The organism is Sulfitobacter sp. L-8 (assembly GCF_056859255.1).
Map to the genome: position 1 here is coordinate 310,077 of NZ_JBSXOD010000056.1, position 25,697 is coordinate 335,773.

General features: G+C 58.5%; 24 protein-coding genes. 8 read left to right on the forward strand and 16 right to left on the reverse strand.

Features of this window, described 5'->3' with window-relative positions; genetic code table 11:
* Positions 1–78: 78 nt before the first annotated feature.
* The 5 genes from AC13DE_RS18195 (at position 79) to AC13DE_RS18215 (ending at position 4,625) form a co-directional block, all read left to right on the forward strand.
* On the forward strand, positions 79–690 hold the full coding sequence (locus AC13DE_RS18195) for a holin-associated N-acetylmuramidase (protein WP_483048629.1): 612 nt from the start codon (positions 79–81) through the stop codon (positions 688–690).
* Complete coding sequence (locus tag AC13DE_RS18200; RefSeq protein ID WP_483048630.1) at positions 681–1,256, forward strand: holin family protein; 576 nt, start codon at positions 681–683, stop codon at positions 1,254–1,256. The genes AC13DE_RS18195 and AC13DE_RS18200 overlap by 10 nt, the downstream gene beginning before the upstream one ends.
* Positions 1,257–1,361: 105 nt before the next feature.
* Positions 1,362–3,326: a heme lyase CcmF/NrfE family subunit gene (locus AC13DE_RS18205; protein WP_446297209.1), complete on the forward strand. Its 1,965-nt coding sequence runs from the start codon at positions 1,362–1,364 to the stop codon at positions 3,324–3,326.
* A complete protein-coding gene (locus AC13DE_RS18210; protein ID WP_483048631.1) occupies positions 3,323–3,775 on the forward strand; it encodes a cytochrome c-type biogenesis protein in 453 nt (150 codons plus the stop codon). Before AC13DE_RS18205 ends, AC13DE_RS18210 begins: the two co-directional genes overlap by 4 nt.
* A 73-nt stretch (positions 3,776–3,848) precedes the next feature.
* On the forward strand, positions 3,849–4,625 hold the full coding sequence (locus tag AC13DE_RS18215; protein WP_446313004.1) for an enoyl-CoA hydratase-related protein: 777 nt from the start codon (positions 3,849–3,851) through the stop codon (positions 4,623–4,625).
* Between the two features lie 8 nt (positions 4,626–4,633).
* Here the strand turns inward: AC13DE_RS18215 and AC13DE_RS18220 are convergent, their stop codons facing one another.
* From AC13DE_RS18220 to gltX, 3 genes are all read right to left on the reverse strand, one after another.
* Positions 4,634–4,927 (reverse strand): hypothetical protein, encoded by a 294-nt coding sequence (locus tag AC13DE_RS18220; protein WP_446297207.1) that lies wholly within the window; start codon positions 4,925–4,927, stop codon positions 4,634–4,636.
* Between the two features lie 363 nt (positions 4,928–5,290).
* Complete coding sequence (gltA, locus tag AC13DE_RS18225; protein ID WP_446306401.1) at positions 5,291–6,586, reverse strand: citrate synthase; 1,296 nt, start codon at positions 6,584–6,586, stop codon at positions 5,291–5,293.
* A gap of 111 nt (positions 6,587–6,697) precedes the next feature.
* Entirely contained in the window at positions 6,698–8,098 is a 1,401-nt protein-coding gene (gltX, locus tag AC13DE_RS18230; protein WP_483048632.1) for a glutamate--tRNA ligase, read from the reverse strand.
* Between the two features lie 126 nt (positions 8,099–8,224).
* Here gltX and AC13DE_RS18235 point away from each other — a divergent pair, with 126 nt between their 5' ends.
* Positions 8,225–10,270, forward strand: a complete 2,046-nt coding sequence (locus AC13DE_RS18235; protein WP_483048633.1) for a ComEC/Rec2 family competence protein — start codon at positions 8,225–8,227, stop codon at positions 10,268–10,270.
* On the opposite strand, the gene lexA is transcribed toward AC13DE_RS18235, so the two are convergent.
* The 7 genes from lexA to AC13DE_RS18270 all read right to left on the reverse strand — a co-directional run bounded on the left by lexA (position 10,264) and on the right by AC13DE_RS18270 (position 15,754).
* Entirely contained in the window at positions 10,264–10,962 is a 699-nt protein-coding gene (gene lexA / locus AC13DE_RS18240; RefSeq protein WP_446295769.1) for a transcriptional repressor LexA, read from the reverse strand. The two genes, AC13DE_RS18235 and lexA, sit on opposite strands and share 7 nt — an antisense overlap.
* 65 nt (positions 10,963–11,027) lie before the next feature.
* Positions 11,028–12,200: a molybdopterin molybdotransferase MoeA gene (locus AC13DE_RS18245; RefSeq protein WP_483048634.1), complete on the reverse strand. Its 1,173-nt coding sequence runs from the start codon at positions 12,198–12,200 to the stop codon at positions 11,028–11,030.
* Positions 12,197–12,670, reverse strand: coding sequence for a cyclic pyranopterin monophosphate synthase MoaC (gene moaC / locus AC13DE_RS18250; RefSeq protein ID WP_483048635.1), 474 nt, complete (start codon positions 12,668–12,670; stop codon positions 12,197–12,199). The genes AC13DE_RS18245 and moaC overlap by 4 nt, the downstream gene beginning before the upstream one ends.
* The gene (gene trpC, locus AC13DE_RS18255; protein ID WP_483048636.1) at positions 12,671–13,495 is read right to left on the reverse strand and encodes an indole-3-glycerol phosphate synthase TrpC; all 825 of its coding nucleotides are present in this window, start codon (positions 13,493–13,495) and stop codon (positions 12,671–12,673) included.
* A complete protein-coding gene (locus tag AC13DE_RS18260) occupies positions 13,492–14,160 on the reverse strand; it encodes a uracil-DNA glycosylase (protein WP_483048637.1) in 669 nt (222 codons plus the stop codon). Before AC13DE_RS18260 ends, trpC begins: the two co-directional genes overlap by 4 nt.
* Complete coding sequence (gene trpD, locus AC13DE_RS18265) at positions 14,157–15,176, reverse strand: anthranilate phosphoribosyltransferase (protein ID WP_483048638.1); 1,020 nt, start codon at positions 15,174–15,176, stop codon at positions 14,157–14,159. The genes AC13DE_RS18260 and trpD overlap by 4 nt, the downstream gene beginning before the upstream one ends.
* Complete coding sequence (locus AC13DE_RS18270) at positions 15,173–15,754, reverse strand: anthranilate synthase component II (RefSeq protein ID WP_446312985.1); 582 nt, start codon at positions 15,752–15,754, stop codon at positions 15,173–15,175. The genes trpD and AC13DE_RS18270 overlap by 4 nt, the downstream gene beginning before the upstream one ends.
* A 159-nt stretch (positions 15,755–15,913) precedes the next feature.
* On the opposite strand from AC13DE_RS18270, the gene AC13DE_RS18275 reads away from it, so the two are divergent.
* Positions 15,914–17,692 carry a divergent polysaccharide deacetylase family protein gene (locus AC13DE_RS18275; protein WP_483048639.1) on the forward strand — a complete coding sequence of 593 codons (1,779 nt, stop codon included), beginning with the start codon at positions 15,914–15,916 and terminating at the stop codon, positions 17,690–17,692.
* An 18-nt stretch (positions 17,693–17,710) separates the two neighbouring features.
* Here AC13DE_RS18275 and AC13DE_RS18280 read toward each other — a convergent pair whose 3' ends face one another.
* The 6 genes from AC13DE_RS18280 to fabI form a co-directional block, all read right to left on the reverse strand.
* A complete protein-coding gene (locus AC13DE_RS18280; protein ID WP_446295761.1) occupies positions 17,711–18,751 on the reverse strand; it encodes a succinylglutamate desuccinylase/aspartoacylase family protein in 1,041 nt (346 codons plus the stop codon).
* Entirely contained in the window at positions 18,751–20,265 is a 1,515-nt protein-coding gene (gene trpE / locus AC13DE_RS18285; protein WP_446312983.1) for an anthranilate synthase component I, read from the reverse strand. The genes AC13DE_RS18280 and trpE overlap by 1 nt, the downstream gene beginning before the upstream one ends.
* A 12-nt stretch (positions 20,266–20,277) precedes the next feature.
* Complete coding sequence (locus AC13DE_RS18290; RefSeq protein WP_446306400.1) at positions 20,278–22,122, reverse strand: peptidylprolyl isomerase; 1,845 nt, start codon at positions 22,120–22,122, stop codon at positions 20,278–20,280.
* A gap of 66 nt (positions 22,123–22,188) precedes the next feature.
* Positions 22,189–23,355 (reverse strand): aminotransferase, encoded by a 1,167-nt coding sequence (locus AC13DE_RS18295; protein ID WP_483048640.1) that lies wholly within the window; start codon positions 23,353–23,355, stop codon positions 22,189–22,191.
* 132 nt (positions 23,356–23,487) lie between these two features.
* Positions 23,488–24,000: a xanthine phosphoribosyltransferase gene (gene gpt / locus AC13DE_RS18300; protein WP_446295757.1), complete on the reverse strand. Its 513-nt coding sequence runs from the start codon at positions 23,998–24,000 to the stop codon at positions 23,488–23,490.
* Positions 24,001–24,004: 4 nt separating this feature from the next.
* Entirely contained in the window at positions 24,005–24,811 is an 807-nt protein-coding gene (gene fabI, locus AC13DE_RS18305) for an enoyl-ACP reductase FabI (RefSeq protein ID WP_446295756.1), read from the reverse strand.
* 232 nt (positions 24,812–25,043) lie between these two features.
* On the opposite strand from fabI, the gene pdxH reads away from it, so the two are divergent.
* Positions 25,044–25,649, forward strand: coding sequence for a pyridoxamine 5'-phosphate oxidase (gene pdxH, locus AC13DE_RS18310; protein WP_483048641.1), 606 nt, complete (start codon positions 25,044–25,046; stop codon positions 25,647–25,649).
* Positions 25,650–25,697 lie beyond the last annotated feature (48 nt).

A 25,697-nucleotide genomic window follows, 5' to 3' on the forward strand; every position in this document is an offset into this window, starting at 1 on the left:
TGCGACCGCACCGATCGGTTTGTGTTAACCATATAGGCCCCAAGTTCTACGCCAGATAACAGCGTAAGGGGCCTTGGTATGCAGACCGTCCAAGATATTGCTAAATCAATCGTCGCCCGCGAGGGGGGCTTTGTAAATGACCCTGATGACCCCGGAGGGGCAACGAACTTTGGCGTCACCATCCACACATTGCGCCGACTAGGGCTGGACCTGAATAAAGACGGCAAGGTCGATTTGCGTGACGTTCAGAGCGTCACACGCGACCAAGCCATCGAGATTTTTATCGAACATTATTTCGATCGACCCTCGATCTCTGGTTTGCCCTTGGCGTTGCAACCCAGCGTTTTCGATATGTATGTGAATGCGGGATCGAACGCGGTAAAGATCCTGCAGCGATTATTGGGTCAGATGGGGTTCGAGCTGGCCGTCGACGGGGTGCTGGGGCCGAAGTCACTAGCGGCGGCGGTTACCGCTTACGAAAAAGCACCTGCACAGATGGTGGATGCGTATGGCATCGCCAGGCGGAATTATTATTTCAATCTCGCCGACGGACGCCCGCCCAGCCGAAAATATGCCCGGACCAGAAGCGGCCAAAAGGGCGGCTGGATCAGACGAGCAGAAGAATTCATCACACCGAAATACCATCTAAGCCAAGTAGAATTTCAAAAGAGGATCGCAGCATGGGGATGATTGAAAAAATCTTGGGGCTGGTGTTTGGTGGCGGCGGAAACATCGTGCGCGACACGGTTGAAGTTTTCCGCGAGAATACCGAAGCGGGCGCGCAACGTGCGGCCTCTGCGCAGAATCAGGCAATGACTCAATACGCCTCGGAATACGGGACAGCATCCAGAGGTCGATTTGACCGCTTCATGGACGGGTTGAACCGCTTGCCGCGCCCTGCCTTGGCGCTTGGCACGCTGGGAATGTTCGTTGCAGCAATGATAGACCCGATCTGGTTTGCATCCCGGATGCAGGGAGTATCGCTTGTTCCCGAACCGCTTTGGTGGCTGTTAGGGGTGGTGGTTTCGTTTTATTTCGGAGCGCGCCACCAGATAAAAACACAAGAATTCCAACGCTCTATTGCCCGCACAATTGCGAATGCCCCGCAGGTCGCGCAAACGATCCAGAGCATTCAAGCTATGCGCCTTGATGTTCAGGACAGTGCTGCTATCGAACATGACGCGCCGCTGCGCCCGTCAGGGGGTCAACCGTCTGCGAACCCGGCGCTCGAGGACTGGCGCAAAGCCGCCCTCTGACGCAGGTGGCACGGCAGCAGACCTGCGACGCTTTGTTACGCACAAGAACGTGATTAATGTGTAAAAGGGCATGGAAAGTTTTCAAACGCCACCTATGATCGCGCCATGATTACAGAGCTCGGACACTTCGCCCTCATCCTCGCCTTCGGTGTAGCCATTATTCAAATGGTCGTGCCCATGATCGGTGCCTATAAACGTTGGCCGGGCTGGATGGCCGTCGCCGAACCAGCGGCAGGGGCACAGTTTGTGTTGACCGCTTTGGCCTTTGGCGCGTTGATGTGGGCCTTCGTGACCTCTGATTTCTCGCTGCGCGTCGTGGTTCTCAATAGCCACTCGCTCAAGCCGATGCTGTACAAGATCAGCGGAACCTGGGGTAATCACGAAGGCTCGATGTTGCTGTGGGTGCTGATCGTGTCGCTTTTCGGTGCGATGGCGGCGTGGTTTGGGGGCAATCTGCCCGAAACATTACGAGCCCGCGTGTTAGCGGTACAAGCGACGATAGGCGTGGCATTCTATGCCTTCATTTTGTTCACCTCGAACCCGTTTTTGCGTCTGGCCACGCCGCCGTTTGACGGTCAGGACCTGAACCCGCTTCTGCAAGACCCGGGGCTGGCTTTTCATCCGCCATTTTTGTACTTGGGCTATGTCGGTCTGTCGATGACGTTCAGCTTTGCGGTTGCCGCCTTGATAGAAGGCCGTGTCGACGCCGCATGGGGTCGCTGGGTGCGCCCATGGACGCTGGCAGCCTGGATATTCCTTACGATTGGTATCTCGCTCGGCTCATGGTGGGCCTACTATGAACTGGGCTGGGGTGGTTTCTGGTTCTGGGACCCTGTTGAAAATGCGTCGTTCATGCCTTGGCTGCTTGCCGCTGCGCTGCTTCATTCGGCTATCGTTGTTGAAAAACGCGAAAGCCTGAAAAGCTGGACAATCCTGTTGGCGATCCTTGCCTTCGGCTTTTCGCTGATCGGAACGTTTATCGTGCGCTCGGGGCTGCTGACATCTGTGCACGCGTTTGCCAATGACCCCGAACGGGGGGTGTTTATCTTGATGATCCTGACGTTTTTCACCGGCGGTGCATTGGTGTTGTTCGCCTTTCGCGCAAGCGTGCTCGAAGCAAAGGGTGTATTCAGCATGGTCAGTCGGGAATCAGCGCTGTTGGTGAATAACGTCCTGCTGGCCGTGGCTTGTTTCGTGGTGTTCACAGGTACGATGTGGCCCCTGCTGGCCGAGATGTTCTTTGAACGCAAATTAAGTGTCGGCCCGCCGTTCTTTAATGCGGCATTTACGCCCTTCATGGTGCTTTTGGGGCTGCTTCTGCCGGTGGGGTCGGCGATGCCGTGGAAACGTGCGTCGATCGCGCGGTCCCTAAAGCCGCTCCGCTATGTATTCGTGCTGGCAATCGCTTTGGGTGGATTGGCCTATGCCGTTCAAAGCGGGCGTAGCCTGCTTGGGCCGATGGGGCTGTTTCTGGGAAGCTGGGTCGTCATGGGCGCGGTTATGGATCTTTGGGGGCGGACCGGTCGGGGCAAAGATCGGCTTGGTCGGCTGACACGTCTGCCTCGCGCCGATTGGGGTAAGATGCTGGCCCACGCAGGGCTTGGTATCACCATGGTAGGTGTCGCGGGGATCACCGCGTGGAACACCGACGATATTCGCGCGGTCAAACTGGGTGAATCCTACGACGTGGGGCGCTATACGATCCAGCTGGATGATGTGACCCGTCAACAGGGGCCCAATTACATGACCACAATCGGCAGTGTCACGCTTTTTGAGGATGGAAAAGAGATCTCTCAGCTGCGGCCGGAGAAACGGTTTTATCCGGTGGCTCAGATGCCAACGACCGAGGCAGCGATCGATTATAATCTGGCGCGGGATGTCTATGTGGTGATTGGCGACGAACAAGATGCTGGTGGATGGGTGGTACGCACCTACATCAAACCACTGACGAACTGGATATGGATCGGTTGCGCGCTTATGGCGCTCGGCGGTTTGATGAGCCTGACCGACCGTCGCTATCGCGTGGCCGCAGGGGCGGCGAAACCCTCTCGTGCGGTGCCGGCAGAATGAGGGGGCTGGTTCTTGCGTTGATGTTGCTGGTTACGCCGGCTTGGGCGGTACAGCCTGACGAAATCCTGTCTGACCCGGTGCTTGAACAACGCGCACGAGACCTCTCCAAGGGCCTCAGGTGCCTTGTTTGCCGCAACGAAAGCATTGATGAGAGCAACGCCAGCCTTGCGCGTGATTTGCGCATCCTGTTGCGCGAACGTCTGGTGGCCGGCGACAGCGATACCCAAGCCGTGGGATATATCGTGGACCGTTACGGTGAATATGTGCTGCTGAGTCCGCCAGCGACCGGATCAACCTGGTTGCTGTGGGGGGCAGGGCCTTTGATGCTGCTGCTGGCAGGGGGTGCAAGCCTGCTCTATGTGCGGGGACAAGCTCATGCGAAAACGCCAGACCAAACGCCTCTGAGCGCTGAAGAGCAAACCCGTTTAGATAAAATTCTGAACGGGTAACGCGCGGTTTCACTGGCCCTGACCAGCGGCTCGTCTAGACTGCGGCAAAACCTAGCTGAAACGGACCTGCATGATGGATTACCAAACTCTCATCTTTGATGTCGCGGATGGATTGGCGGTTGTTACCTTGAACCGCCCCGAACAGATGAATGCCTTGACCACGCAGATGCGCGCGGAAATAGAACATGCTTTTACCCAAGGGGCAAAGCTGGCGCGCTGCGTCGTGGTTACAGGGGCGGGGTCGGCATTTTGTTCAGGCCAGGATCTGGGTGACAGCGGTTCGGCGGGTGCGATGAACCTCGAACGGACGCTTCGGGATGAATACGCCCCGATGCTGAGGGCCATTGTCAATTGCCCCGTGCCGACCATTGCTGCGGTAAATGGTGCAGCCGCCGGTGCCGGTGCGAATCTTGCGTTGGCCACCGACGTCGTTATCGCTTCCGAGAAAGCGTACTTTCTTCAGGCGTTTGCTCGCATAGGGCTTATTCCTGATGCTGGAGGCACCTATATGCTGCCACGGCAAATGGGCGCGGCAAAGGCAATGGGTGCGGCTCTGTTCGCCGACAAGATCAGCGCCCGCAAAGCCGATGAATGGGGGATGATTTGGGAGGCGGTTCCCGACGATACCTTTGCCACCCATTGGCGCGACCGCGCGATGCATCTGGCTATGGGCCCCACAGCGGCTTACGCCGCGACCAAACACGCCATCCGTGCAAGCTGGGGCAACAGCCTGGAGGATCAACTGACGCTGGAAGCCCGCGAGCAGGGAAAAAGCGGCCAGACACGAGATTTCAAGGAAGGGGTAATGGCCTTTATGCAAAAGCGCCCCGCCCGTTTCGAAGGGCGTTAGATGTTTCGTCAGACGGAACGTTCAATCAAAAGCACGTCAGCCGGTTCCAGCGTCGGTCGCGACGCACCCGCAACGATGGCAACTGCGACGCCGTCGGCGTGGACGGTGTGCACTGACCGCGAAATTTGTGTCACGGTGATGTGGGGCGGAGTCTCTCCCTTGTTGTAAACGACCGCCACCTGGTCACAGTTGCGCCGTGAATCGTGGACCAAAGACCCCATCGGAGAAATCTGTTCCCGGGCATGTTCAGATGCAAGGCTGGTCGCAGTTTCCCATTCCAGGCTGGTATCTCGTGTAGCCATCACGGTAATCTCCTTGCTCAGTCGATAAAAGGCGCAGGCTTTGGCCAGTGGCACCATTCACAGTAACTAGTGAAATATTTGGGCTTTTTAATCAGGGGGCGTCAATGTTTTTGCAACATTGTAGAGCAAGTGGAAACATTATTGTAATTTCCCCAAGGTCACACCGCTGGGCGGGATTTTTGGAAACCGAACCACGAAACAGTGGCTGATCAAAGGGGCTTTTGATGACGGTGCCCCGTCACAAATGATTCTTTGCCACACCGCCTTGGGGAAGGTGGCCTGACGCCTGCGCAAGCACTTTAGCACGGCTTGCAAAAAGAAACGCCCCGCATAATCGCGAGGCGTTCCGTTGCGATCTGGCGATCAGCGGTTTTCAATATCGACGTAGTCGCGGCTGGTCTCGCCGAGATACAATTGACGCGGGCGCCCGATTTTCAGCTGCGGATCGCTGATTTGCTCTTTCCATTGCGAAATCCAGCCGACCGTCCGCGCCAGCGCGAAGATCGGTGTAAACATCGACGTGGGGAAACCCATGGCTTCCAAGATGATACCCGAATAGAAATCAACATTCGGGAACAGCTTCTTGTCCGCAAAATACGGGTCTTGCAGGGCTTGTTTCTCGAGCTCTTTCGCGACTTGCAGCACGGGGTTGTTTTCGACGCCCAACAGCTCGAGCACTTCGTCTGCGCTTTCCTTCATCACGGTCGCGCGCGGGTCGAAATTCTTGTACACGCGGTGACCGAAGCCCATCAGACGGAACGGGTCGTTCTTGTCTTTTGCACGGGCGATGAATTCCGGAATACGATCAGGCGTTCCGATTTCCTTGAGCATCTCAAGGCAGGCCTGGTTTGCACCACCATGCGCCGGACCCCAAAGGCAGGCGATCCCAGCAGCGATACAGGCGAAGGGGTTGGCACCGGACGAAGATGCAAGGCGTACCGTAGATGTCGATGCGTTTTGTTCGTGATCGGCGTGAAGCGTGAAGATCCGGTCCATCGCGCGGCTCAGGATCGGGTCGACGACGTATTCCTCGGCGGGTACGGCAAAACACATGCGCAGGAAGTTACCCGCATAATCGACATCGTTGCGCGGATAGATGAATGGCTGACCGATGGTGTACTTATATGCCATCGCAGCGATCGTAGGCATCTTGGCGATCAGACGGATCGTCGCGACCTCGCGTTGGTGTGCATCGTTGATATCGGTGCTGTCGTGATAAAATGCAGACATCGCACCGACGACGCCAACCATGATGGCCATCGGATGTGCGTCACGGCGGAAACCACGGAAGAAATTAATCATCTGTTCGTGGATCATGGTATGGTTGGTGACCAGAGCTTCAAACTCTTCCAACTGGGTGGGCGACGGCAGTTCACCATACAAAAGCAGATAGCAGACCTCTAGATAATGCGATTTGCCTGCCAGTTGCTCAATCGGGTAGCCGCGGTGCAGCAAGACACCTTCGTCACCGTCGATGAAGGTAATTGTGCTGTCGCATGCCGCAGTTGATGTAAAGCCGGGGTCATATGTAAAAACATTGGCTTGGGCATACAGCTTGCGGATGTCTACCACTTCCGGGCCAACCGTCGGCGAATAGATAGGCAACTCAAAGCTCTTGCCGTCAATGGTCAACGTTGCGGATTTTGTACTTTCGGCCATGAAGTCCCTTCCTGTCATATGCGGCGTGCAGTCTGCCGCCGTCTGGCATGGCCCTGAATTGGTCCATGCCGTGTGTTTGTTGCGCTATCTGTAAATGTGCCGAAGCATAATTCAGATAGCTGCATCGTTCAGCCTAGCAAGGCTTTCTTCGCGCCCTAGCACCAGCATCATGTCAAAAACCGATGGGGTTGCTGCCCGTCCAGCCAACGCTGCACGCAGCGGCCCCGCCAATTTGCCAAATTTGGTGTCATGGTCTGCGGCAAAGCCGTTCAGCGCCTCTTCCAGCGTTTCTCTGTCCCACGTAGCATTCTGCAACTGCGACGTCAATTCTGTCAGTATACTACGGGATACATTATCAAGATTCCGAGCAGCCTTCTCGTCGGGCACAATCGGTCTGCTGGATAGGATAAACTGTGCTTTTTCAAGAAGATCGGGAAATGTTTTCGCACGATCCTTGAGGCAATACATTGCCCTTTCCAGACCGTCGCCCTGATCTTTTGTCAGAGGTGGAAGATCCGCCGCATCCAGATATTGCTCGATTTCGTGCCGCAATGCGGCATCATTGCTGATCGCCATATGCTGTCCGCAAATATTCTCGAGCTTCTTCAGATCGAATTGTGCCGGGCTCTTGCGAATTCCATCAAGGTCGAACCACTCCTGCGCCTGCGCGTCGGTAAAGAATTCATCATCGCCATGGCTCCATCCCAAGCGGGCAAGATAATTGCGCATGCCCGCTGCCGGATAGCCCATCGCCTGATATTCCTGAGCGCCCAAGGCTCCATGGCGCTTGGAAAGCTTCTTGCCGTCAGATCCGTGAATAAGGGGGATGTGCGCCCATGTCGGCACATCCCATCCCATTGCATCATAGATCATCATCTGTCTTGCCGCGTTATTCAGGTGGTCATCCCCCCTGATCACATGGGTCACCCCCATGTCATGGTCATCGACAACGACGGCCAACATATAAACCGGTGTGCCATCGGACCGGAGCAAAACCATGTCATCAAGCTGTTCATTGCTTATTTTTACGTCACCCTGTACCTGATCCCGAATAACGGTATCGCCCGTCAGCGGTGCTTTGATCCGCACCGCATACGGCGCATCCGGATGGGTGTGCGGGGGCGCATCACGCCAGGGCGAACGGTACAGCGTGCTGCGTCCCTCGGCCTTGGCCGCATCACGAAACGCGGCGATCTCGTCTTGGGTCGCGAAGCATTTATAGGCTTTCCCTGACGCAAGCAGTTCAAGCGCGACCTCGGCGTGGCGCGGCGCGTTGTCAAACTGGCTGACGATATCTCCGTCATGGTCCAGCCCCAACCAGGCCATGCCTTTCAGAATCGCGTCGGTCGCCTCGGGTGTGTGGCGCAGCCGGTCGGTATCCTCGATCCTGACAAGGAATTTCCCGCCGCGCCCCCGCGCGTAAAGCCAGTTGAAAAGCGCTGTGCGTGCGCCACCAATGTGCAGATAGCCGGTCGGTGATGGGGCGAAACGGGTGACGACAGGCGATGTCATAAATCTGTTGGTCCTTTCAACGGGAATGTCGGCTAACGCGCGAAACGATGTGCCGTTTATCTTTTGCTAACCAGCGTTGGGATAGCGTCACCCACTATCTATCCAGTGCGATGATCGGGGGCAAGTATGGGCCTGAGGCTTGGCCTTGCGCAGATGATGCAACAGCAGCGTGGCCACCTTGTGGGTTGGGTGCCGGTATGTCTGGCCGTCGGCATCGGGTCGTATTTTGCCCTGGGGGCTGAACCTTCAAACATGCAGCTCCTTGGCGCTGCGGCATTCGCTTTTTGCGCTGGTCTTGCATCACGATTTATCCCGGAGGCCGCTTCGCCCTTGATCGTAGCTGTCGCGCTTGTGCTGGTAGGGTTTAATGTCGCAGCCTGGCGCGCTCACTCGGTTGCGGCACCGGTGCTGGGTTGGCGCTATTACGGACCCATTGACGGCCGCGTTGTGGCCATTGATCGCAGTCAGTCCGACGCCTTGCGTCTGACGTTGGACCGTGTGGTTCTGGCCCGTGTGGCACCCGAGCATACGCCAAACAAGGTACGGATTTCACTTCATGGCGACCAAAGCCACAGTATCGCAGCCGCGCCCGGGTTGCGGGTGATGACCACAGGGCATCTGTCCCCTCCCAGCGGGCCGGTCGAGCCGGGCGGCTTTGATTTTCAACGCTACGCCTGGTTTGCCGGACTGGGGGCTGTGGGCTATACACGCAACCCGGTACTAGGCGCAGCGCCTGCGTCGGCGGGGCACGCCGGTCTTGCGATATTTCGCCTGCGTATGGCGGCTTCCGCAAGAATTCAATCGGTTTTGCCGGGCGATGTCGGTGGGTTTGCGACGGCCATCACCACCGGCGACCGCAGCGCAATGAGCCAAGCCGGACTCAGCAACCTTCGCGCCAGCAACCTGGCGCACCTTCTGGCCATATCAGGGCTGCATATGGGCCTTCTCAGCGCAGTGGTGTTCGGCACGCTACGCACGGCACTCTGTCTGGTTCCCTGGGTCGCCTTGCATTGGCCGACCCGCAGTATAGCTGCGATAGGTGCCATGGGGGCAGCCGGAGTTTACCTGGCGCTGTCAGGGGGCAATGTCGCGACAGAGAGAGCCTTCATCATGGTGCTGGTCGCACTGGGCGCGTTGGTGATCGGACGCAGAGCGCTGACCCTGCGTGCAGTGGCGATCGCTGCTATCATCGTGTTGACGTTGCGCCCCGAAGCATTGACCGGCCCCGGTTTTCAGATGTCATTTGCAGCGACGACAGCATTGGTTGCCGTGTTCGGATGGCTACGCAATGCTGGCCGGACGCTTGGGCCAGGATGGCTGGCACCGGTCACTGCGACTTTCCTGTCATCGGCGGTGGCCGGGGTGTTCACTGCGCCTGTCGGCGCGGCACATTTCAATACGATCGCTCATTACGGCTTGGTCGCGAATCTTTTGTCGGTACCCTTGATGGGATTGATGGTGATGCCGGCAGCGGTGGCGGCGCTTGGCCTGGCCCCCTTGGGGCTCGATCATCTGGCGTTTTGGGTTATGGGACTGGGCCTGCGCTGGATTTTGGGGGTCGCCGAATTCATTGCACAGATCGATGGTTCTCAGAGCCGCGTAAAAGCCCCCGGCCCGTGGGTTCTGCCTCTGCTCGCGATGGGGTTTCTTTGGCTGCTGCTCTGGCAGGGAAAACTGCGCTATGCGGGGTTGGGCATGGTCGTGGCGGGGTTCTTCCTGTGGCAAGAGGCCGAGCGACCGGCTTTGCTGATTGCAGACAATGGCGGTATCGTCGGATTGATGTCACCCGAAGGGCGCGTGTTAAGCAAACCGAAAGGGGCAGGGTTCATCGCGCTTAACTGGTTGGAAAACGATGGGGACAGTTCCGATCAAGCGCAAGCGGCAGCAGGTTGGTCTAATCGGGGTCTGCTGGCGGGGAAAGAGATCATTCATCTGTCAGGAAAACGTGCCTTGGCCCGGTTCACAGCCTGTCATGAGGGTCAGATCGTTGTCACGTCAACCGTCGTGGAAACGCCCCCGACAGGCGACTGCGATCTTTTCGACCCCAGGCGGCTGGGTACCACCGGAGCCGTCGCGCTATTTGTGGCAAATGACGGTATAGGCATGCGCACTGCCCGTCAGATGACGGGCACACGACTATGGACCAATTGGCCGGATGCCGAGGTTCAGTAGGTCCGAATCAAGCCAACCAAACGTCCCTGGACCTTGACCTTGTCCGATGGAAACACCCGTGTTTCGTAGGCCGAGTTGGCAGCTTCGAGCGCGATGGAGGATCCATGCCGCTTGAACCGCTTAAGCGTCGCTTCGTGATCGTCGACCAATGCCACGACGATTTCGCCATCCTGGGCGACTGACGTTTCGCGGATCACCACAACGTCACCGTCATTGATCCCCGCATCGATCATCGAATCGCCTTTGACCTCAAGCGCGTAATGTTCGCCCTTGCCGCTGATCATATCCCCTGGAACGGCGACCGATCGGGTCATCGTGCTTATCGCTTCAATCGGCACACCCGCAGCGATCCGCCCCATCACAGGCAGTTCATAAGATGCAGCGGACACCGGGGCGGCAGAGAGAGGCGGGGGCGCGTCGGGGCGGTCGCCATCAATCACCCGCGGCGTAAAGCCTGCTTCGGAATGCCCGCCCAGTGAATCGGGAAGTTTCACCACTTCGATAGCCCGAGCCCGATGCGCCAATCGGCGGATGAACCCGCGCTCCTCCAGGGCGGTAATAAGCCGGTGAATCCCGGATTTTGATCGCAGATCCAATGCTTCCTTCATCTCGTCAAAACTGGGGGGGACACCATCACGCTGAACGCGTTTATGAATGAAAGCCAGCAGATCGAGTTGTTTTTTGGTCAGCATGCAAACGGTCCCTGTGATTATCAATTAGGGTTTGTTCTATAGTTGTTCCCGTTTTGTGTCAACTATCATAGGCGGATGCAGTCGATCATCTCTCCGGCCATGCGCGCGGGGTCGTCGGGGGGACGCACAACCAGCACATCGGCGCGCGACAGAACACCCAACAGTGAACTGTCCTGGTTGCTTTCCGGATGTACCATGCCCCCGTCATACCTTGCCCGCATATAATGTTCACGCGGTCCATTGGGACGTAGATCAACCCCCAGGGGCAAGCTGACACGCGGCGCTGCCGCAGCGGGCAAACCCAGCATCTTGTGCACAACGGGTACCACAAACACCACACCACAGACCATCGCGGATACCGGGTTGCCGGGCAGGCCGATCATTGGCACATCCCTCAGTTTTCCCGCCATCAGGGGTTTGCCAGGGCGCATTGCAACCTTGTAAAAGGATTGCTCCATACCCATTTCCGCCGCGACAGGCGCGACGAGATCGTGATCGCCCACCGATGCGCCGCCAATGGTGATAATCAGATCGGCGTCCTGAGCCATCGTGAACGCCTGTGTCAGCGAGGCCACGGTATCGCGGGCAATCGGAATCATCCGGCACCGTGCACCGGCCTGTTCAAGCAACGCTGCCAATCCATAAGTGTTAGAAGCTATTATCTGATCCGGACCTGGGGTTTCGCCAGGTTGAACAAGTTCGTCTCCGGTGGCGATAATCGCGACCCGAGGTGCAGCGTGCACAGGGACGTCAGCGATATTCATGGAGGCAAGCAGCGCAATATCAGAGGGGCGCAAACGGCGCGGGGCCGGCATCACGTCACCTTGGGTGAAATCGCCGCCAGCCGGACGGATGTTGGTCTTGCCGTCGATGTCGTGACCCAGCATCAATAAATCACCGCGCCGGGTCGTATCTTCCTGGATCACCACGAAATCGGCCCCGTCTGGCACCGGGGCACCGGTGAAGATCCGAACGGCCTGGCCTGCTTTTACGGTGCCCTCGAACCGGTGCCCGGCAGCGGCTTCGCCAATAACTTTGAACATCGCGTCCGGCTCGACCTCGGCTTGGCGCAAGGCATATCCATCCATTGACGATACCGCGAAAGGCGGCTGAGAACGGGTCGCCACGACATCGCGGGCCAACATCCGGCTGGCGGCCTTGCGCAACGGAACGGTCTCGACGTGGTTCGGGGTCACAAGATCGAAAAGCTGTGCCAGGGCGTCGTTTACAGAAATCATGCTGCAACAAAGCGCCCGGATTTGCCGCCGTCCTTCAAGATCACGCGCAGACCGCCGATCTCCATCGCCTTGTCCACTGCCTTGGCCATGTCGTAAACCGTCAGCGCCGTGACGGAGGCGGCTGTCAGTGCTTCCATCTCGACGCCGGTCTGACCGGTGGTCTTGACGGTGGCCTCAATGCGGAAACCGGGTAATTCCGGGTCGGGGGTCAGTTCAATTGACACCTTGGTAATCGGTAACGGATGGCACAGCGGTATCAGATCGGCCGTGCGTTTGGCGGCCATGATGCCAGCCAAACGGGCAACGCCCAGCACGTCGCCCTTTTTGGATTTTCCTTCCGCAATGATATCAAAAGTTTCCGGCCGCATCTTTATGTAGTTTTCGGCAACGGCTATGCGCGATGTCACGGCCTTGTCGGATACATCGACCATGTGCGCGTCGCCCTTTCCGTCAAAATGCGTCAGCGCCATTTACATGCCTCCGGGACGAAGTGGGTTGGTCAGCAGGTTCCGCGTGGCGGTTTCGATGTTGGTCTGACGCATCAGGCTTTCGCCGATCAGAAAGACACGCGCCCCGTATTTGGCCATCTCTGCCAGGTCGGCAGGGGTGTTGAGACCACTTTCCGACACAATCATCTTTTCTACATCCACGTGTTTCGACAGTGCGCGTGTGGTGTCCAGAGTGGTCTCGAAGGTCCTGAGATTGCGATTGTTTATACCGATCATCCGGCTTTTCAAAAGACCTGCCCGATCAAGTTCCGCCTTGTCGTGGACCTCGATCAACGCGTCCATACCCCAATACGCGGCGGCATCTTCAAGTTCGCTCGCCTGTTCGTCGCTGACCGAGGCCATGATGATCAAGATGCAATCAGCCCCAAGCGCGCGGGCTTCGGCGACCTGATAGGTGTCATACATGAAATCCTTGCGCAAAACCGGCAAAGAGCAGGCATCGCGGGCGGCGGTCAGATATTTTTTAGACCCCTGAAAGCTGGGTGTATCGGTAAGGACGGACAAGCAGGTCGCCCCTCCGGCCGCATAAGCGGAGGCGATTGCAGCCGGGTCGAAATCCGCGCGAATAAGTCCCTTTGACGGGCTGGCCTTCTTGACTTCCGCGATCAGCCCATAGCCTTCTCGCGAAGCGTCAAAGAGAGCGTCCGAAAAAGGGCGGACCGGTGATGCAGCGCGGGCGTCTGCCTCGACCGCCTCAAGCGGTTTCGCGGCTTTGTCGGCGGCGATTTCTTCCAGTTTGTATGCTTTGATCTTGTCTAGGATGGTGCCGTCTGAAGTGTCAGTCATGTTGTCTCCGGGGTTGCCCATTCTATGCAGTTTTGGCCTTGGGCATGCAACCAGTCATTCGTACGGGAAAACGGACGCGAACCAAAAAAGCCGCGGCGTGCGGATAGTGGCGAAGGGTGCGGGGTTTCAAGCTTGAAGTTGACGGTGCCATCCACGGCCTTAGCCGCCTTTTGGGCTGGCCTTCCCCATAGTAGGTAGGCACGGGGGCGGTCAGCCAGCCGTGCAAGTACCTGTGCCGTCAGGCCCTGCCATCCCAATTGGGCATGGCCACCGGCCTGACCCGCGGGGACGGTCAACGCGGCGTTCAGCAAAAGCACGCCTTGATCCGCCCAGAACCGAAGATCGGCATGTTGAGGCGCGACGCCAATGTCGTCTCGCATCTCGTTGAAAATATTGCACAAAGAACGCGGTAGCGGGGCGGTGTCGGCAGAGGCCGAAAATGCAAGCCCGTGGGCATGGCCGGGCGTGGGATAGGGGTCCTGACCCAGGATGACCACTTGAACGTCATCGGGCTGGGTATGCTCCAACGCCGCGAAAACCTGAGGTGCAGGGGGCAGGAACATGCGCTCATCCTTTGCCAATGCGGCTTGGATGGCGGGAAGCGTGTCGTCAAAAAAGGGCAGATCGCGCCAGGTGCCAAGCCGGGACAGATCAAGCGCGGTCATGCAGTCTGGGTGATGCGCGCGACTTGGGTGACCTTGTCACGAGCGGCACCACTGTCGATGCTGTGGCGGGCCATTTCGACACCTGCCTTCAGATTCGGGACGGCATCGGCAATGACCAAGGCGGCGGCTGAATTCAACAGCACCGCATCACGGTAGGCCGACGCAGTGCCATCAAGCAAGGCACCGAGGGCACGGGCGTTTTCCTCGGGGTTGCCGCCTATGATGTCTTCAAACGGATGAACCGGCAGGCCGGCATCTTCGGGGTGGATTTCCATCTCGGTGACCGTCCCGTCGGGGTTCAACGCCGCCACCCAGCTTATGCCCGCGATGGTTAGTTCATCTGTACCGTCGGACCCGTGCACCAACCACGCTTTTTCGGACCCGAGTGTACCCAGCGTTTCTGCCATAGGGCGTATCAGATCGCGGCGGTAGGCCCCGGTTAGCTGGCGCTTAACGCTCGCAGGATTGGTCAGCGGCCCGAGGATGTTGAAGATGGTTCGGGTGCCCAGTTCGGACCGGGTAGGCATCACATGCGCGATGGCGGGGTGATGCATCGGGGCCATCATGAAGCCGATGCCAGCCTCGCGCAGCGCAGCCTCGACCACTTTCGGGCCAACCATCACCTTGATCCCCATCTGGGTCATCGCATCAGCAGTGCCGGACTTCGAACTCAGGTTCCGGTTGCCGTGCTTGGCAACAACGACCCCCGCACCGGCGACGACGAACGCGGTTGCGGTTGAAATGTTCAGCGTGCCTTTTCCGTCGCCTCCGGTGCCAACGATGTCCATGGCACCATCAGGGGCGACAACCGGATGGCATTTGGCACGCATGACATGGGCGGCGGCGGCATATTCGTCCACTGTCTCGCCACGGGTGCGCAGGGCCATCAGGAAACCGCCAATCTGGCTGGGGGTCGCTTCGCCATCAAATAGAATCTCGAACGCATCTTCAGCCTGCGCGCGACTCAATGGGCCGTTGGCCGCGGCATCAATCAGCGGTTTCAATGCGTCGCTCATGCCGGCACCTTTATGTCGTTCAGAAAGTTTTGCAGCATCTTGTGCCCGTGTTCGGATCGGATCGATTCAGGGTGGAACTGCACCCCGTGCAACGGCAGGTCACGGTGCTGCAATCCCATAATCGTACCGTCTTCAAGTTCCGCCGTGACCTCGAGGCAGTCAGGCAGGGTGGCGCGGTCGACAACCAGTGAATGATAGCGCGTCGCCGCGAAGGGTGAGGGGAGGCCTGCAAAAATGCCACGGCCCTTGTGGTGCATCTGGCCCATCTTGCCATGCACGATATCATTGGCCCGAACGACCTTGCCACCAAAAGCTTGCCCCAGCGTCTGATGCCCCAGGCAAACCCCCAACAAAGGGGTATGCGTTTCTGCCGCAGCCGCCGTCAGGGCCAGACAGATACCCGCCTGGTCAGGGTCGCATGGCCCCGGCGATAGAATGATACCCGCAGGGTTCAGCGCCATCGCCGCCTGCACGTCGATTGCGTCATTGCGGCGGATGTCGACCTCGGCCCCCAGGTCGCCCAGATAGTGAACGAGGTTATAGGTGAAACTGTCGTAATTATCTATCAGCAGCAGCATTTGGTAATTCTTTGTATTGAGGCTGGGTTTAGGGCTAGAGGAACTGCGCAAAAACGCGGTATAACGTTGGGCAGTACATGTTCAGGCTTAAGACCCATCGTCAAGGGCAGGTGGCCCCAGAGCCACGCAATCCGGAACAAAAACAGGAGCGATCATAATATGGCACGCGGATTCATTGCTGGCATCCTGATTGGTGGCGTCTTCAGTGTTGTCGTGGCCGGTTTTGTGTCGTTCTTGATACCGATGGGCCCGACGCTGGAACAAGCCGAGGTGAAAGCCGACGGTCCTGTCGGAACCGATCGCGACGTGTCAGACCCGATTGTCCCGGTAAAACCCGCCGAACCGGTCCAACCTGCCGAACCGGTCGAACCTGCCACGCCTGCGGCAGACAACGAACCGATCAAACCCGTTGCGCCTGCGGCCGCCGCCGAGCAAGCTGCATCCGAGGAAACCGCTGAACCTGTCAGCCCCGCCGTAACTATAGCCCCCGACGCTCCTTCCGGTGATCGCGCGCCTGCGGAAAACGCGCAGGCCCCCGAGGAAATTTCAAACCAGGTTGCTGAAACCACGCAAAGCGAGGTCGTTGCAGCGATTGCAAACGATATAGATGCTTCGCAAGAAGCACCCGAAGCCCCGGTGCCGCCGCTTGATACGCTTACTCAGGAATTGATGTCTGACGATCTGACGGAAAAAACGGCGGTTCGCAGTTCAAAGGTGGCCCCACCAGGCAACATGGTGACACCGCAGGGGACCTTTGCAGTTGCACCTGACACGGCCATGCAGCCGCAGGTTACCGCCCCCAGAGTATTACCCGACGCGACGCGCAACATCGAACGCCCGACGCCGTCGAGCGCGCCCGAAACCAACTTGCCCGTCATTGGCTCGGACGCCCCCGTCTTGCCCAACCCGATGGCACTCGCCCCGATGGAACCCTCTGCACCTGACGCCGTGGCAGTTCTGACAGAACCCGCGGCACCTGTCCCGGCGCGTGACGCTACACCTGACGCTTCGCCTGGTGTAGCAGTAGACGCGCCCGTGTCCGACCGTGCAAACCTGGCCGATGACGGCGCGCTTCGCGCGCCGACTGTTGCGCCCGACCCGGTGGATACCCAAGGGCGCCCGACCATCGGCGCACCGGCTTCGATCACATCGGACCGCGACACCGGGGTGACGGTCAACCGCCTGCCAACGGCTTTGTCAGCCGAGACCGCGCCGACCGTCACGCCGCAAGCGACCGCAGGCGGGGCGCGCGCGATCAAACGCTACAGCCAACCCTTCGCCAATCCCGAAGACAAACCGCTGATGGGCATCTTGTTGATAGACTCCGGCAGCGACCTTGATGGGGGCGAGGTGGGAATTGCCGCACTGCGCAGTTTTCCCTATTCGATCAGCTTTGCCGTTGACGTGTCCCTTCCGGACGCGGCAGAGCGCATGCGCATTTATCGCGACGAGGGTTTCGAGGTCTTGGCAATGGTCGATTTGCCTGAAGGCGCCCGGCCCACCGATGCGGAAACGACGTTAGGGGTCGCGTTCACCCGCATGCCCGAAGTCGTCGGGGTGCTGGAAGGAAACCGCACGGGCCTTCAGCCGAACCGCGAAGTCGCAGATCAGGTCACGGCGATCCTTGAGCAGGGCGGATACGGGCTTGTCACGCAGGACAAGGGGCTGAACACCATGCCCAAGCTGGCAGTCAAGAACGGCGTACCCGCCGCGGCGATCTTTCGGGACTTTGACAGCAAGGATCAGACGCCGACGGTAATCCGCCGCTTTTTGGACCAGGCAGCATTCAAGGCAGGCATAGAAGGATCGGTGATCATGCTGGGACGGATGCGTCCCGAAACGATCTCTGCGCTACTGGTTTGGGGCTTGCAGGATCGGGCAAGCCAGGTTGCGCTGGCACCGATTTCAGCGGTGTTGCAAAGCCAGATGACTGAATGAAGCAGACGTTGCGAACCGCTAGATAATCTCGTCCTCGTCAAAAAGGGGATCGCTTTCAAGCTGCGTGATCATGTCTTCTACGGTATTTGCCACGGCCCGTGGTAACAACTTGGCCAGGTGAAACACCGCGTCACCCTCGTTGACCACCGGCAGAATGGCACGACCGATCAGGATGCCGTCATGGGGTGCAACGATGTCCGTTTCTGTCTTTCCAAACGGGTCGGATACAGTGGCCAGTGCGTCGCCGGCCGCGACTGTTTCGCCTTCAGCGCGAAAGGTACGCAAGAGACCTCCAACGGGCGCACGCAACCAACTGGAGCTCGAGCAGACATGGGGCTGACGGCGCGACGACGCGATACCTTTGGCGGGCAACATGTCTTCGGCCCGCATCACCCGCAGAATACCTGCCACGCCGGCCCGCACGGCCATTTCATCGAACCGCAGCCCTTCACCCGCTTCGTACAGCAAAACCGGTGTTCCCTTGGCCGCCGCGACAGCGCGCAACGATCCATCGCGCAGCGGCGATGTCAGCACCACCGGTGCGGCAAAGTTGATTGCCATACGGCGCGTCACTGGATCAGAGGGTGAAATGCGCACCTGAGGCAGGTTGGTGCGGTGGATCGCTGCCGAATGCAGGTCGATGCCGAAATCGCAACGCAGCACGACTTCGTTCAGAAAGATATGCGCCAGTCGAGATCCCAGTGACCCAGACGGATGCCCCGGAAAACACCGGTTCAAATCGCGCCGGTCGGGCAGATAGCGCGACCGGTTCAGAAACCCGAACGAGTTGACCACCGGTATCACCAGCAGCGTGCCTCGTAATGATTTGAGCTGGGGGGCGCGCAACAGCCGGCGGACGATTTCGACTCCGATCAATTCGTCGCCATGCACAGCGGCACTGACAAACATCGTCGGGCCCTGGCGTTTGCCGTGAACGACCTCTAGCGACAGGCCGACAGGTGTATGATCGGGCAGAGTGGAAATCGGGAGGTCGATCTGCGCCCTTGTACCCGGAACAACCTTTTGATCCGAAATTTCAAAAGGGGCTTGGTTGGGCATTATGAGGTGTTCCCTTGGCCGGCAAACCGCGCGGCATCAGCCGCGGCACGGCGGATCGCATCGGATTTATGGACCGTTTCCATGTATTCGGCTTCGGGGTCACTGTCGTAAACAACGCCACCACCTGCCTGAATATACAGGGTATTGTCCTTGATCACGGCGGTGCGCAAAGCGATGCACATGTCCATGTCGCCGCCAGCACTGAAGTACCCGACGCCGCCGCCATAGAGCCCGCGCTTTTCCGGCTCAAGCTCGTCGATAATTTCCATCGCCCGGACCTTGGGGGCACCTGAAACCGTTCCGGCTGGCATACCGGCAAAGAACGCATCCAACGCATCGCGGTCTTCACGCAGTTCACCCACCACGTTCGATACAATATGCATGACGTGGCTATAGCGTTCGACGATGAATTCTTCGGTCGGGCGTACGGTGCCGATCTTGGCGACGCGGCCGACGTCGTTACGACCGAGGTCCAGCAGCATAAGGTGCTCCGCCAGTTCTTTCTGGTCCGCCAGCAGGTCTGCTTCAAGCGCGCGGTCTTCTTCGGGGGTGGCTCCGCGGCGGCGTGTGCCTGCCACGGGGCGAATGGTTATTTCGTTGCCAAACACCCGCACCAGGATTTCCGGACTGGCCCCGACCACATGAAAATCGCCGAAGTTGAAATAAAACATGAAGGGCGACGGGTTGGTCCGCCGAAGGCTGCGGTAAAGTGCGAAAGGTGGTTGCGAAAACCCCTGCGCCCATCGTTGCGAGGGGACCACCTGGAATATGTCACCCGCAACAATATACTCTCGCGCCTTTTCGACTGCCGATTTATATTCCTCGCGGGTAAAGTTGCTTACCGGCGACGATTCTTCATGCGCTTCGCCCAAATCACGACTGGCACCCGGCATCGACCGTTCGAGATCGCGCACCGCGTCCATCACGCGCTCTGCGGCCTGCGCATAAGCAGCTTTGGCGGATTGACCGTCAGACACCCAGGCGGGGGACACGATCGTGACCTCGCCCTTTACCCCGTCCAACACGGCAATGACCGACGGGCGCACCATCATGGCATCGGGCAACCCCAATGGATCGGGGTTCACATTCGGCAGGTGTTCGATCAGCCGGATCATGTCATACCCCAGATAGCCAAACAGACCGGCCGCGGCCTGAGGCAGGTCACCGGGAAGATCGATCCGCGATTCCGCGATCAAGGCACGCAAGGCATCCAACGGATCGCCTGGTGCATCTTCAAAGGCGTCGGCATCATATCGTGCGGCACGGTTAACCGCCGATGCGGTGCCGCGACAGCGCCAGATCAGGTCCGGTTTCATGCCGATGATAGAATAGCGTCCACGAACCTCGCCGCCCGTCACGGATTCCAGCACAAAGGCATTCTGCGCAGCACCGGTCAGCTTGAGCATCAAGGACACCGGCGTGTCCAGATCTGCGGCCAGCCGGGTATAGACAATCTGGTTCTTGCCCGCTGCATACCCTGCGGCAAAGCTGTCAAAATCGGGGGTCAGGGTCATGGGCAGCCTAGCTTATGGGAAATTCACATGAACCGCGTTGATCGCTTGCTGATCAATCTGCGGGCTGGATCGGCGCACGACATCCGCCGCATAAAGCGCAAATACATCATCGGCGAGCTGGGTGTTCAATTGGGTACCCAACTGTTCAAGAAGCTGCTGCGTCTTGGCGTTCTCATCCGGCTGAGAAATATCATCAAGCCGCACCAGAACCACGCTGTCGTCACCCTCGACCACCTGAACGTCACCCGGCGTTGCCTTGAAAACCTCGGACATGAAAGCTTCGGGCGCACCCTCGATGAACGCGTCGCGGGTCTGTCCCTCGGTGATTGTGGGTGTCAGACCGACAGCTTCGAAATCGGCCCCATCGACCAGCTGCTTTTGCAGCGTTTTGGCTTGGGCGGTCAACGCCGCGATAAGCTGGTCTGCCATCCAGTCGGCTTTGACCAGATCCCGAGCGTCTTCGAACGGGTTCGGACGTTCGGGCTTGGTGCCATCAAGGCGCATCGCATAGATGCTGCCGTCATCCAGCTGGCTGATTTTCGGAAAGTCGCTTTCCTTCAGCCCCGCGGCCGCTTCGCGGAACCCCGCATAGGCGGCAATATCCTCGGTGCTGTCCTGGGTCCACTCTATGGTGTGCAGGGTCATCTTGCTGTCCTCGGCGATCTGCTCAAGGCTGGCACCCCCTGCAAGCTGGTCGTCAAGTTCGCGGGCCTTGACCTCGACCAGGCGCCCGGCACGGTCTGCGGCCAGATCTTGCTGCAACGTCGGGCGCGCCTCCTCGAACGAGGTTTCCAGCGCAGGTAATACACCATTTACCCGAAACAGGGCCGGTCCCAGGTTGGTAGGCACAGGCCCGACGATATCAGTGACCTGGGCTGCGAAAACGCTGTCTCCTGCCGCCCCGAGTTCGTCTTTGCTGACGTCCCCCATGTCGATATCTGCAAGCGCCAGACCGCGCTCCTCGACCAAGGTTTCAAACGTAGTGCCTCCGACCTCAAGGGCTGCGGCTGCCTGATCCGCTGCCTCCTGATTCTGGAAAACCAATCGCTCTACCAACCGACGCTCGGGTTGGTTGTACTCTGAGGAACGATCGTCATAGGCCTGTCGCAGTTCTTCGTCGCTGACCTCCACCTCGTCCAGCAAATCTTGCGGTGACAACGTGACATAGGTGATGGATTTGCTTGCCGGAAGCATGAACATCCCGGCGTTTTCGTCGTAGTAGGTCTTGAGCTCTTCGTCGGTCGGCTCGCCAAGCGGCGTGGTCAAATCATCCTGCGTCAGTTTGGCCCAGGTAAAACTGCGCTTTTCAGCGACATAGTTGATCAGGGTGTCGGCATACACCGACGGCATGTCGACGCCGGCGGTGATCGCTTGCTGCAACAGCGCGCGCCCGGCTTCCTCGCGCAAGGATATCTCGAAGGCGGCTTCGCTCAGCCCTGCTTGCTGAAGCGCATAGCGATATCCCTCGCGGTCAAACTTTCCGTCGATTCCCTGAAAGGACGATATTTCCACGATCCGTTCGCGCAGGTTCTCATCGCCGATCGACAGGCCCATTTGATCGGCCTCGTTATCCAAAGCCCGCAACCGCACAAGCCGCTGCAACACGGCGCGGTCAAGGCCGATGGTCTGCGCTTGTTGAAAGCTCAACGGCTCGTTGGTCTGTGCTTCGATGGCGCGGATTTGCTGTTGCAGCTCTCGTGCATACTGATCGACCGAAATCGGCTTGTCGCCGACGGTGCCAACGGTGCGTATGTTGCCGGTGAAACTCACTGCGCCAAAGCCACCCAGACCCAACACCAAAAGGCCCATCAGCCCCCAGACTGCGGTTTTCGTGATGCTGTTACCTTTGGCTTTCATTGTCTTATCCCTTACACGCACGTTTGGACCTGTCTATGCGGTGCGCCGCACAGGGGCAAGAGCCGGTTAAAGCTGTGACAGACGATCAAACAGCACCCCTATGCCGGCGACATCCAGATTGGCGAATGCCAAGCGCAACCGACGTTGGCCGGTTACGTCCCCTACGGGGGTGAACATGGTGCCGGGCAGGGACAACACACCCGCATCACGGACCATGCGCGGTGCCAGTTCTCCCGAGCTTTCGGGAAACGGATGCTCGACATAGGCGAAATAGCCGCCCAAGCCCAACAGTTTCCAGCCATTGGCGGTGAGCGCGGGCATATTGTCGGTGATGGCTTGGCGGCGGGCTAAAATCTCTTGGCGTTCGCCCGCCAGCCACCGGCCCAGGTTCTGCATCCCCCAAAGTGCGGCATGCTGGCCGATCTGGCTGGGGCATATGGCGACCGTATCAAGGAATTTTTCGACCTCGGCCAACCGCGTTTCCGAAGCCGCAATCGCGCCGACCCGGTGCCCGGTCAAGCGATAGGCCTTGGAGAACGAATAAAGGTGTATCAGATTATCGTCCCAGCCAGGGTCCTGGAACAGGCGATGGGGCGGCCCCGATCGGCTGTCGAAATCCCGATAGGTTTCATCCAGGATAAGCGCGATGCCGCGGTCCCGCGCCAGATCGAAAAATGCCTGCACCAACCCTTCAGGGTATTCTGCACCAGTGGGATTGTTCGGGGTGACAAGCGCTATGGCGCGGGTCCGGCGAGTGATCAGCGCCGCGGCCTGTTCGGGATCGGGCAGCATGCCCGCTCCCGCGGGCAACGGTACCGCGGCCACGCCCGACATGTCCAACCACATCTTGTGGTTGAAGTACCACGGCGTCGGTATGATGATCTCGTCGCCCTCTGAACATAAGCTGGCGACTGCCGCCGCGAACGCCTGATTGCACCCCGAAGTAATCGCGGTCTGCGCGGCGCGCACGGGGCCCGCATAATGCGCGGAAATCCGCGACGCCAGTTCATTGCGCAGCTCCGGCAATCCCAACACGGGACCATAAAGATGCGCGTCATCGCGGTTAAGCGCAATATCCGCCATGACTTGCCGCATCTCCCGAGGCGGAGGCTCGACCGGGGCCGCCTGGCTGACGTTGATCAAGGGGCGGTCATCCGGAAAAACGACCCCCGCCAGCCACCGACGCGCTTCCATTACGGGCGGAGAGAAGGTTGCAGCGGTACGCGTCGACATTCGGTGGGTCCTCCTAAAGACTGGCACATATCAGCGACACTCAATGCAGCATCACATGGAAAAGCGGAACAGCCCCGGCTTCCAAATGGTCTGAAATCCTCGCCGAAGGCATAAATCTTTTTTGATACTGCGTCAGTCCTTGCCGCGGTAGGGTTCTACATATTGCAACGCCATGTCCCATGGAAAGAATATCCAGGTGTCCTGACTGACCTCGGTGATAAAGGTATCGACCTGCGGCCGTCCCTTGGGTTTGGCATAGACAGTCGCCAGATGCGCGTTGGGATACATCCGGCGAACAACTTCAAGCGTCTTACCTGAATCGACAAGGTCATCAATCACCAGAATACCGGTTCCATCGCCCATAAGTTCCCGATCTGGCGACTTGAGAACGACCGCTTCCGACTGATCCTGGTGGTCATATGACTTGATCGAAATGGTATCGACGGTTCTGATGTCGAGCTCGCGCGCGGCGATCATTGCGGGGGCCATGCCGCCGCGGGTGATCGCGACCACGGCGCGCCATCCGCCATTGTCGGGGCCCATGCCGTCAAGCCGCCAGGCCAGCGCCCGGCTGTCGCGGTGTATCTGGTCCCAACTGATATGAAAGCCCTTCTCGTGGGGCAACCTCGAGGCATCCTTGCTCATGACGTTACTCCTTGGCCATATCGGGCGCGTCTACAGCTTTCATGCCGACAACATGATATCCTGCGTCGACATGCAGGTTCTCTCCGGTGGTGCCGGATCCCAGATCGCTGAGCAGGAACAATGCGGATTTGCCGACATCGTCGATCGTCACGTTGCGCCGCAGCGGTGAATTATATTCGTTCCACTTCATGATATAGCGAAAGTCGCCGATCCCCGAGGCGGCCAAGGTCTTGATCGGCCCGGCACTTATCGCGTTGACCCGGATCCCATCCTTGCCAAGGTCTTCGGCCAGATATTTCACCGACGCCTCCAGCGCCGCCTTTGCCAGGCCCATGACGTTGTAATGTGGCATGACCTTTTCCGCACCGTAATAGGTCAGGGTCAGCGCGCTGCCACCATTCGTCATCATCTTTTCGGCGCGCTGCATGACCGCCGTGAACGAATAGACCGAGATATCCATAGACATCGCAAAATTGGCCCGCGTGGTGTCGACATAGCGGCCGCGCAGCTCATTCTTGTCCGAAAACCCGATGGCGTGAACGATAAAATCCAGACTTTCCCAGCTTTCCTTCAACGTTTCGAACAACGCATCAATCGATTCTTCCGATCCGACGTCGCAGGGCAGCACCAGGTTGCTGCCTAATTGAGCAGCCAACGGATCAACGCGTCTTTTCAGGGCGTCGCCCTGATAAGAGAAGGCAAGCTCGGCACCTGCATCAGCAAGACTGCGCGCGATGCCCCAGGCAATCGACTTGTCGTTGGCAAGGCCCATGATAAGCCCACGTTTTCCCGCCATCAGGTCATTTGCCATCTCTATTCCTTCGACTATATTTATTGGCCTAGGATGTGGTCTAATCTATTGCCTGTTGGGCATCAAGACTGCTCCGTTAGATGCACATCTGCAATTCAGGGATGCAATTTGTCAAAATGTGCTATTTTGCGTTGTTTGCCTGTGTCATTTAGTATTTGTCTGTGTCATTTATTGTAGGCACTTTCTACAATTGACCGATCTAACATCAAAAGAGGGTAGGCTGAAACGCATCATGGACGCGCGCAAAGGAATATTTGCCGGCGACAACCCATTCGAGATTTCGCAAAGGTGGTTGGACGAAGCGGCACTGACCGAGATCAACGATCCCAATGCCATAGCCTTGTCCACCGTGGACGAAAGCGGGATGCCGAACGCGCGGATGGTGCTGCTCAAGGAGATCGAGGCAGACGCCTTTGTCTTCTATACCAACTACACCAGCGCGAAGGCGCAGGAACTTGACCGTGCGGGCAAAGCGGCATTTGTCATGCACTGGAAGTCGTTGCGCCGTCAGGTGCGGGTGCGCGGCTTGATCACTAAAGAAGACGGGCCGAAAGCCGACGCGTATTATCGATCACGGTCCCTGAAAAGCCGTTTGGGGGCATGGGCATCGGACCAGTCAAAGCCGCTTTCAAGCCGTGCGGCTCTGATGGCCGAAGTCGCAAAAGTTACCGCCAGGCAGGGCACCGATCCCGACAGGCCACCGTTCTGGGGCGGGTACCGGATAGCGCCGCTTGAGATTGAGTTTTGGGCAGACGGAGAGTTTCGTCTTCATGACCGCTTTGTCTGGCGCCGGCTGGATGAACGCACAAACTGGACGATAACACGATTAAACCCGTAAGTAATACGCGGCATTCCTGCCGAATTTGAAATACTAGATAGCGCCAAG

Excerpts from the sequence above, each read along its gene's own strand:
- AC13DE_RS18195 (WP_483048629.1), top strand. The coding sequence starts at position 79 with ATGCAGACCGTCCAAGATATTGCTAAATCAATCGTCGCCCGCGAGGGG.
- AC13DE_RS18200 (WP_483048630.1), top strand. The coding sequence starts at position 681 with ATGGGGATGATTGAAAAAATCTTGGGGCTGGTGTTTGGTGGCGGCGGA.
- AC13DE_RS18205 (WP_446297209.1), top strand. The coding sequence starts at position 1,362 with ATGATTACAGAGCTCGGACACTTCGCCCTCATCCTCGCCTTCGGTGTA.
- AC13DE_RS18210 (WP_483048631.1), top strand. The coding sequence starts at position 3,323 with ATGAGGGGGCTGGTTCTTGCGTTGATGTTGCTGGTTACGCCGGCTTGG.
- AC13DE_RS18215 (WP_446313004.1), top strand. The coding sequence starts at position 3,849 with ATGGATTACCAAACTCTCATCTTTGATGTCGCGGATGGATTGGCGGTT.
- AC13DE_RS18220 (WP_446297207.1), bottom strand. The coding sequence starts at position 4,927 with ATGGCTACACGAGATACCAGCCTGGAATGGGAAACTGCGACCAGCCTT.
- gltA (WP_446306401.1), bottom strand. The coding sequence starts at position 6,586 with ATGGCCGAAAGTACAAAATCCGCAACGTTGACCATTGACGGCAAGAGC.
- gltX (WP_483048632.1), bottom strand. The coding sequence starts at position 8,098 with ATGACATCGCCTGTCGTCACCCGTTTCGCCCCATCACCGACCGGCTAT.
- AC13DE_RS18235 (WP_483048633.1), top strand. The coding sequence starts at position 8,225 with ATGGGCCTGAGGCTTGGCCTTGCGCAGATGATGCAACAGCAGCGTGGC.
- lexA (WP_446295769.1), bottom strand. The coding sequence starts at position 10,962 with ATGCTGACCAAAAAACAACTCGATCTGCTGGCTTTCATTCATAAACGC.
- AC13DE_RS18245 (WP_483048634.1), bottom strand. The coding sequence starts at position 12,200 with ATGATTTCTGTAAACGACGCCCTGGCACAGCTTTTCGATCTTGTGACC.
- moaC (WP_483048635.1), bottom strand. The coding sequence starts at position 12,670 with ATGGCGCTGACGCATTTTGACGGAAAGGGCGACGCGCACATGGTCGAT.
- trpC (WP_483048636.1), bottom strand. The coding sequence starts at position 13,495 with ATGACTGACACTTCAGACGGCACCATCCTAGACAAGATCAAAGCATAC.
- AC13DE_RS18260 (WP_483048637.1), bottom strand. The coding sequence starts at position 14,160 with ATGACCGCGCTTGATCTGTCCCGGCTTGGCACCTGGCGCGATCTGCCC.
- trpD (WP_483048638.1), bottom strand. The coding sequence starts at position 15,176 with ATGAGCGACGCATTGAAACCGCTGATTGATGCCGCGGCCAACGGCCCA.
- AC13DE_RS18270 (WP_446312985.1), bottom strand. The coding sequence starts at position 15,754 with ATGCTGCTGCTGATAGATAATTACGACAGTTTCACCTATAACCTCGTT.
- AC13DE_RS18275 (WP_483048639.1), top strand. The coding sequence starts at position 15,914 with ATGGCACGCGGATTCATTGCTGGCATCCTGATTGGTGGCGTCTTCAGT.
- AC13DE_RS18280 (WP_446295761.1), bottom strand. The coding sequence starts at position 18,751 with ATGCCCAACCAAGCCCCTTTTGAAATTTCGGATCAAAAGGTTGTTCCG.
- trpE (WP_446312983.1), bottom strand. The coding sequence starts at position 20,265 with ATGACCCTGACCCCCGATTTTGACAGCTTTGCCGCAGGGTATGCAGCG.
- AC13DE_RS18290 (WP_446306400.1), bottom strand. The coding sequence starts at position 22,122 with ATGAAAGCCAAAGGTAACAGCATCACGAAAACCGCAGTCTGGGGGCTG.
- AC13DE_RS18295 (WP_483048640.1), bottom strand. The coding sequence starts at position 23,355 with ATGTCGACGCGTACCGCTGCAACCTTCTCTCCGCCCGTAATGGAAGCG.
- gpt (WP_446295757.1), bottom strand. The coding sequence starts at position 24,000 with ATGAGCAAGGATGCCTCGAGGTTGCCCCACGAGAAGGGCTTTCATATC.
- fabI (WP_446295756.1), bottom strand. The coding sequence starts at position 24,811 with ATGGCAAATGACCTGATGGCGGGAAAACGTGGGCTTATCATGGGCCTT.
- pdxH (WP_483048641.1), top strand. The coding sequence starts at position 25,044 with ATGGACGCGCGCAAAGGAATATTTGCCGGCGACAACCCATTCGAGATT.